The sequence below is a fragment of the Streptomyces sp. NPDC127190 genome, from assembly GCF_042672505.1.
Taxonomy (GTDB): Bacteria; Actinomycetota; Actinomycetes; order Streptomycetales; family Streptomycetaceae; genus Streptomyces.
In genome coordinates, this window is sequence record NZ_JBHXVE010000011.1 from 226655 (window position 1) to 234350 (window position 7696).

Below are 7696 nucleotides of genomic sequence, written 5' to 3' on the forward strand. Positions count from 1 at the left end.
ACGAAGGTCACAGAGCCCTTCCAGATGCCCCTCCGAGGGGGCAGGATGGGCAAGTTGGCGGCACTGAGTGCCGCCAATAGGCCCAATGGTCGACCCCGAGTGCACTCTCCTGAGCCAAATGGGGGATGGTAGAGACAGTCAGGGCACCTCGAAGATGAGGCACTACGTCGGTGAGGGAAGACGTGAGCGACAACTCTGTAGTACTGCGGTACGGCGACGGCGAGTACACCTACCCGGTGGTCGACAGCACCGTCGGCGACAAGGGCTTCGACATCGGGAAGCTCCGCGCCCAGACCGGTCTGGTGACCCTGGACAGCGGGTACGGCAACACGGCCGCCTACAAATCCGCTGTCACCTACCTCGACGGCGAGGCGGGCATCCTCCGCTACCGCGGCTACCCCATCGAGCAGCTGGCCGAGCGCTCCACCTTCCTCGAGGTGGCGTACCTGCTGATCAACGGTGAGCTGCCGACCGTCGACGAGCTGACGACGTTCAAGAACGACATCACGCGGCACACCCTGCTGCACGAGGACGTCAAGAACTTCTACAAGGGCTTCCCGCGCGACGCCCACCCGATGGCCATGCTGTCCTCGGTCGTCTCCGCGCTGTCCACCTTCTACCAGGACAGCCACAACCCGTTCGACGAGAAGCAGCGCGACCTCTCCACGATCCGGCTGCTCGCGAAGCTGCCGACGATCGCGGCGTACGCGTACAAGAAGTCGATCGGTCACCCGTTCGTCTACCCGCGCAACGACCTCGGCTACGTCGAGAACTTCCTGCGCATGACCTTCTCGGTCCCGGCCGACGAGTACGAGCTGGACCCGGTCGTCGTCTCCGCGCTGGACAAGCTGCTGATCCTGCACGCGGACCACGAGCAGAACTGCTCGACCTCCACGGTCCGTCTGGTCGGCTCGTCGCAGGCGAACATGTTCGCGTCGATCTCGGCCGGCATCTCCGCCCTGTGGGGCCCCCTGCACGGCGGCGCCAACCAGTCCGTCCTGGAGATGCTGGAGGGCATCCAGGAGAGCGGCGGCGATGTCGACTCCTTCATCCGCAAGGTGAAGAACAAGGAGGACGGCGTCCGCCTGATGGGCTTCGGCCACCGGGTCTACAAGAACTTCGACCCGCGCGCCAAGATCATCAAGGCCGCCGCGCACGACGTCCTCTCCGCCCTCGGCAAGTCCGACGAGCTGCTGGACATCGCGCTCAAGCTGGAGGAGCACGCGCTCTCCGACGACTACTTCGTCTCGCGCAGCCTCTACCCGAACGTGGACTTCTACACCGGTCTGATCTACCGGGCCATGGGCTTCCCGACCGAGATGTTCACGGTCCTCTTCGCCCTCGGCCGGCTGCCGGGCTGGATCGCCCAGTGGACCGAGATGATCAAGGAGCCCGGCTCCCGCATCGGCCGCCCGCGCCAGATCTACACGGGCGTCGTCGAGCGCGACTTCGTGCCGGTCGAAGAGCGCTGACACCTGCCGGTGGTGGGGCTGACTTCCGGTGGTGGGGCTGACCTGAAGGGACGCGGGGAACTGCGCGACCAGCCCCCACCGGCCGTCAGCCGGGAGCAACCTGAACAACCCGGTTGAATCCGCGAAGCGAAAGGCGCCCTGGCGCCGGTCCCCCCACGGGCCGACGTCCAGGGCGCCTTCCCATGTCCCGGTGCGGATTCCCCCCACGGGATCCGGCCGGGCGCTCGGAGAGGACAGCGCCTGAAATCGCTGTCTGAGCAGAACGAGCAGAACTCGTCCCACTCCAGTGATGCGGTGTTGCGATCTGCCGGGACAGCGCACGAGGGAGGGCCGCTCAAAGCTTCCCGATGTACGTGTCCCGGCAACGCTCCCCCAAGCTCTCAACTCCGTTCGAGCCGGGAGGTACCCCCTATCTGGAGAAGTCCCCCAAGACATCCCCAGATGCCGGTCGGCGCCCCCCAAGACGCTGATCCGACATCGCCAACTTAGACCTTCGAACCCCTTCGATGGTTACATTCACATCACTGTGATCTGCGTCTCTTGCATATGTCCTTTAGCTACGCAAGAGCCCCGATACGCGGATCGGGACCCCAGCGTAAGGATGATGCGCGAGCCTTGTGAAGAGCTTATGTGAGGCTCGCGGCGGACTCCAGGGGGACTCTCACATCCGCTTCATCGGAAGCGGCGCAGCCGCAGGCTGTTCGTCACCACGAACACCGAGGAGAAGGCCATCGCCGCCCCCGCGATCATCGGGTTGAGCAGCCCCGCCGCGGCCAGCGGCAGCGCGGCCACGTTGTAGCCGAAGGCCCACACCAGGTTGCCCTTGATGGTGGCCAGCGTCCGCCGGGAGAGCCGGATGGCGTCCGCGGCCACCCGCAGGTCGCCGCGCACCAGGGTCAGGTCGCCGGCCTCGATCGCCGCGTCCGTGCCGGTGCCCATGGCGAGACCCAGATCGGCGGTGGCGAGGGCGGCCGCGTCGTTGACGCCGTCGCCGACCATGGCCACGGTCCGCCCCTCGCGCTGGAGCCGCCGTACGACGTCCACCTTGTCCTCGGGCAGCACCTCGGCGAAGACGTTCCCGGCGTCGATGCCGACGCTCGACGCGACCGCCTCCGCGACCGTCCGGTTGTCCCCGGTGAGCAGCACCGGCGTGAGCCCCAGCGCGCGCAGCTCGCGCACCGCCTCGGCGCTGGTCTCCTTGACCGCGTCGGCGACCGCGAGGACACCGCGCGCCCGCCCGTCCCAGCCGGCCAGGACCGCCGTACGGCCCTCTTCCTCGGCCTGCCGGGCCGCCCGGGCCAGTTCCTCCGGCACCTCGTCGTAGAGCCGCCCCACGGCCACCTCACGGCCCTCCACGCGCCCGCGTGCGCCGCGCCCGGGGACGTTCTCGAAGTTCTCGGCCTCGGGGAGCCTTCCGGTGCGCTCCTCGGCGCCCGCGGCGACGGCCCGGGCGACCGGGTGCTCGGAGGCGTGCTCCAGGGCGCCGGCGAGCCGCAGCAGCTCCTTCTCGTCCTCGCCCTCGGCGGCGTACACCGCCTGGAGGGTCATCCGGCCGGTGGTGACGGTGCCGGTCTTGTCCAGCACCACGGTGTCGACGCGGCGCGTGGACTCCAGCACCTCGGGGCCCTTGATGAGGATCCCCAGCTGGGCGCCGCGGCCGGTGCCGACCATGAGCGCGGTCGGCGTGGCGAGGCCGAGCGCGCAGGGGCAGGCGATGATCAGTACGGCGACGGCGGCCGTGAACGCGGCGACCGCGTCCCCGGTCACGCCGAGCCAGCCGCCGAAGGTGGCGACCGCGATGAGGATGACGACCGGGACGAAGACGGCGGAGACCCGGTCGGCGAGGCGCTGCACCTCGGCCTTGCCGTTCTGCGCGTCCTCGACCAGCCGGGCCATCCGGGCGAGCTGGGTGTCGGCGCCGACCCGGGCGGCCTCCACCACCAGCCGGCCGCCGGCGTTGACCGTGGCGCCGGTGACCCGGTCGCCGGGGCCGACGTCCACCGGCACCGACTCGCCGGTCAGCATGGACGCGTCCACCGCGGAGACGCCCTCGACCACGGTGCCGTCGGTGGCGATCTTCTCGCCGGGCCGTACGACGAACCGGTCGCCCACGGCCAGCGCGGACACCGGCACCCGGACCTCGCGCCCGTCCCGCAGCACCGCCACGTCCTTGGCGCCCAGTTCCATCAGGGCCTTCAGGGCGGCTCCGGCGCGCCGCTTGGAGCGGGCCTCCAGAAAGCGGCCGAGCAGGATCAGCGCGACGACACCGGAGGCGACCTCCAGGTAGATGGTGGAGGCGCCGTCCATGCGCGAGACGGTGAGCCGGAACTCGTCGTGCATGCCGGGCATGCCCGCGTCACCGAAGAACAGCGCCCACAGCGACCAGCCGAACGCGGCCAGCGTGCCGACCGAGACCAGGGTGTCCATCGTCGCGGCGCCGTGCCGCAGGTTGGTCCAGGCGGCGCGGTGGAAGGGGGCGCCGCCCCAGACGACGACCGGCGCGGCGAGCGTCAGCGAGAGCCACTGCCAGTTGTCGAACTGGAGCGCGGGGATCATCGCGAGCAGCACGACCGGCGCGGCGAGCAGCGCGGAGACGAGCAGCCGCCGGCGCGCCTCGGCGAGTTCCGGGTCCTCCTCGGGGGTGCCCGGGGTCCCGGTGCCGGCTTCGGGTTCGGGTCGCGGTGGCGGGGGCTGCTCGGCGGTGTACCCGGTCTTCTCCACGGTGGCGATCAGGTCGGCGACCTGGACGTCACCGCCGTAGGAGACCTTGGCCTTCTCGGTGGCGAAGTTGACGGTGGCGCTGACGCCGTCCATCCGGTTGAGCTTCTTCTCCACCCGGGCGGCGCAGGAAGCGCAGGTCATGCCGCCGATGAGCAGTTCCACCTCGGAGGTGGGGGTGGTCTGCGCGGCGGTTTCCGCGGTGGTGCTGGTCATGTCCGGACTCCAGACATCGGACCGGGCCGTACGGATCCAGTATGAGCTGGTCGGCGCGGCCCGGTCGGGGAGTGAAAGGGGTGTTCGCGGGCCGTTCTCAGGCCTTGCCGGCCAGCTCGAAGCCGGCCTCGTCCACGGCGGCGCGCACGTCCGCGTCGTCCAGCGGGGCGGTGGAGACGACGGTCACCTCGCCGGTCGCCGCGACGGCCTTCACCGAGGTGACGCCGGAGATCTGGGAGATCTCCCCGGAGATGGACCCCTCGCAGTGGCCGCAGCTCATGCCGGTCACCTTGTAGACGGTGGTGACGGAGCCCGGGGTGTCGGTCTGGGCGCTCATTCGTTCTCCTCGTCGAGGCGTGTGGGACCGCTGGGACCTCTGGAGAGGTCCCCCTCGTCCCAAGAGTATACCCCTAGGGGGTATTCCTCGACGCTTCGCCGGGCCGCTCAGCCGGAGTACCCGCGAGCCGGTCGCCCACCAGCGGCTCCAGATAGCGGATCAGCACCTTCTTGATCTCCTGGACATAGGCGGCCCGCTCGGCGCCCTCGTGGACCAGGGCGAGTTCCAGGCCCGCCTTGTAGACGCCGAGGCAGACGTGCGCCGTGCGGGTGACGTCGGCCGCGGGCGCCTCGGGCAGGAGGGAGGCGAGCAGGCCCTCGATGCGGCCGATCAGGGTGGTGTGCAGCTGGTCGTGCGCCTCGGTGATCCCGCCGGGCAGGTCGGGGCCGTGCATCAGCGCGAAGAACACCGGGTGCTCGGTGTTGAAGGCGATGAACCGGTCCACCGCGGAGCCGATGGCCTCCTCCAGCGGGGTCGCCGGGTCGACGGGGGCCAGGGCCTCCCCGTAGGTGTCCCGCATCTCGTGCATGAGCCGGCTGCCCAGCTCCACCGCGATCGCTTCCTTGTTCGGGAAGAACTGGTAGAGCGTGCCCGGCGAGACGCCGGCCTCGCGGGCGATGGCGTTGGTGCTGGCGGCGGTGTAGCCCGTGGTGCAGAAGACCCGGGCGGCGGCTTCGAGCAGCTGTGCGATACGGCGCTCGCCCCGGGCCTGGCGGCGGCGCGGCTGCTCCTTGTCCGGGTTCTCCGGGGTGTCGACCGAGGTGTCGGGCACGCGTGATCCCCAGCTCTCCAGAAGGTCATTGACAAACGCGAGCGGTCACTCGCATTCTGGAGAAACGCGAGCGATCTCTCGTGTTTGCCAGTCTATGGCAACGGCTGATCCATGCTGCCGTGCTCGCACACGGCCACGCAGGTCACGGTGAAGGGGACACCGCACGATGACCGAAGTCAACACGCCACCGCGCGCCCGCCAGGCGCCACCCGGACCCGGCCGCTACACCCGGTTCGTCACCGCCCGGCCACGCCTGTCCCTGCTGGCCGCCCTGGTGCTCACCGTGCTCGCCGTGCTGGCCGGCAGCGGGGTCGCGGACCGGCTCGGCAGCGGCGGCTGGGAGGACCCGGCCGCCGAGTCGACCTACGCCACCAAGGCACTGGAGCGGGAGTTCCCCGCCTCCCAGCCCAACCTGCTGCTCCTGCTCGACGCGGGCCGCTCCTCGGTCGACGACCCGAAGGTGGCCGCCGAGGCCCGCACCCTGACCGGCCGGCTGGCGGCCGAGCGGGGCGTGACCGGCGTCGGCTCCTACTGGCAGAGCGGATCACCCGCCCTGCGCGCCGAGGACGGCCACGAGGCACTGATCGCCGCCCGCGTCACCGGCGACGAGAACGCGATGGCCCGGACCCTGGACCGCATCGCACCCCGCTACCGCGGCACCCACGGCCCGGTCCGGGTGCGGATCGGCGGCATCGTCGCGGTACGGCACGAGATGCAGACGGTCATCAAGGAGGACCTCGCCCGCGCCGAGCTGATCGCCCTGCCGATCACCCTGATCCTGCTCGTGATGGTCTTCGGCAGCGCCATCGCCGCCCTGCTGCCGCTGGGGATCGGCATCGTCGCCATCCTCGGCACCAACGCCGTGCTGCGCGGCCTGACCAGCATCACCGACGTCTCGGTCTTCGCGCTCAACCTCACCACGGCCCTCGGGCTCGGCCTCGCCATCGACTACGCCCTGTTCATCGTCCGGCGCTACCGGGAGGAACTCTCCACCGGCGCCGACCCGACGACCGCGGTCGGCACGACACTGCGCACCGCCGGCCGCACCGTGCTCTTCTCCGCCCTCACGGTCGCCGTCTCCCTGGCCGCCATGATGGTCTTCCCGCAGTACTTCCTGCGCTCCTTCGCCTACGCCGGCATCGCCGTGGTGCTGCTCGCCGCGGCCGCCGCCCTGATCCTGCTGCCGGCCGCGCTGGTCCTGCTCGGCCACAGGGTCAACTCGCTCGACCTGCGCCGATTGTTCAAGCGCAACCGGCAGCCGGGTTCCGGCGAGGGCGCCGGCTGGGCCCGCGCGGCGGGCCTCGTGATGCGCCGCGCCCCGCTCTTCGCGCTCGGCACCACCGTGCTGCTGGTGACGCTCGGACTGCCCTTCCTCGGCGTGCGGTTCGGCACCGCCGACGACCGCCAGCTGCCGTCGACCGCCGAGTCCCATGTGGTCCAGCAGCACCTGCGCGAAGGCTTCCCCGGCAGCCCCGGCGGCGGCCTGGAGGTCCTCGCCGAGGGCGGCGCCACCCGCGCCCAGTACGCCGCCTACCAGGAGCGGCTGGCCCGGCTGCCCGAGGCCACCCGCGTCGACGGGCCCCTGGTCAAGGGCGATTCCGCCTACTTCACCGTGCAGCCGAAGGGCGAGGCCGTGGGCGACGCGGCCCAGCGCCTGGTCGGCGAGGTGCGTGCGCTGCCCGCCCCCTTCACCACCCACGTCACCGGCACCGCGGCCGTCCTGGTCGACACCAAGCACGCGATAGCGGCACGCCTGCCCTGGGCCGCCGTGTTCATCGCGGTCGTCACCCTGCTGCTGGTCTTCCTGCTCACCGGAAGCGTGCTCATACCCGTGCAGGCCGTGGTGCTCAACGCACTCAGCCTGACGGCCATGTTCGGCGCGGTGGTCTGGGTCTTCCAGGACGGCCATCTCTCCGGCCCGCTCGGCTTCACCAGCTCCGGCTCCATCGAGACCACCCTGCCCGTGCTGATGTTCTGCGTGGCCTTCGGCCTCTCCATGGACTACGGCGTCTTCCTGCTCTCCCGCATCAAGGAGGAGTACGACCGCACGGGCGACCACGAGTCGGGGGGGGGGGCGGGCCGGGGGGGGCGGGGGGGGGCGGTATCCCCCCGGGGGGGGCTGCCAGGGGGGGGGGTTGGGGGCGTGGGGGCCCCCCCGGGTGACAACCAAACAAATAGCGG

Annotated in this window: 5 protein-coding genes; 2 read left to right on the forward strand and 3 right to left on the reverse strand. The window is 70.8% G+C overall.

Going from position 1 to position 7696, the window contains the following annotated elements:
• The first annotated feature begins 182 nt into the window (after positions 1–182).
• Entirely contained in the window at positions 183–1472 is a 1290-nt protein-coding gene (locus ACFVIU_RS19450; RefSeq protein WP_385843828.1) for a citrate synthase, read from the forward strand.
• A gap of 672 nt (positions 1473–2144) precedes the next feature.
• On the opposite strand, the gene ACFVIU_RS19455 is transcribed toward ACFVIU_RS19450, so the two are convergent.
• The 3 genes from ACFVIU_RS19455 to ACFVIU_RS19465 all read right to left on the reverse strand — a co-directional run bounded on the left by ACFVIU_RS19455 (position 2145) and on the right by ACFVIU_RS19465 (position 5515).
• Positions 2145–4406: a heavy metal translocating P-type ATPase gene (locus tag ACFVIU_RS19455; RefSeq protein WP_385843829.1), complete on the reverse strand. Its 2262-nt coding sequence runs from the start codon at positions 4404–4406 to the stop codon at positions 2145–2147.
• Positions 4407–4503: 97 nt separating this feature from the next.
• Positions 4504–4743, reverse strand: coding sequence for a heavy-metal-associated domain-containing protein (locus tag ACFVIU_RS19460; protein ID WP_385843830.1), 240 nt, complete (start codon positions 4741–4743; stop codon positions 4504–4506).
• A 73-nt stretch (positions 4744–4816) separates the two neighbouring features.
• Positions 4817–5515: a TetR/AcrR family transcriptional regulator gene (locus ACFVIU_RS19465; RefSeq protein WP_385843831.1), complete on the reverse strand. Its 699-nt coding sequence runs from the start codon at positions 5513–5515 to the stop codon at positions 4817–4819.
• 166 nt (positions 5516–5681) lie between these two features.
• Here ACFVIU_RS19465 and ACFVIU_RS19470 point away from each other — a divergent pair.
• Positions 5682–7696: MMPL family transporter (locus ACFVIU_RS19470; RefSeq protein ID WP_385843832.1), on the forward strand; the 2015-nt coding region annotated here is incomplete at its 3' end.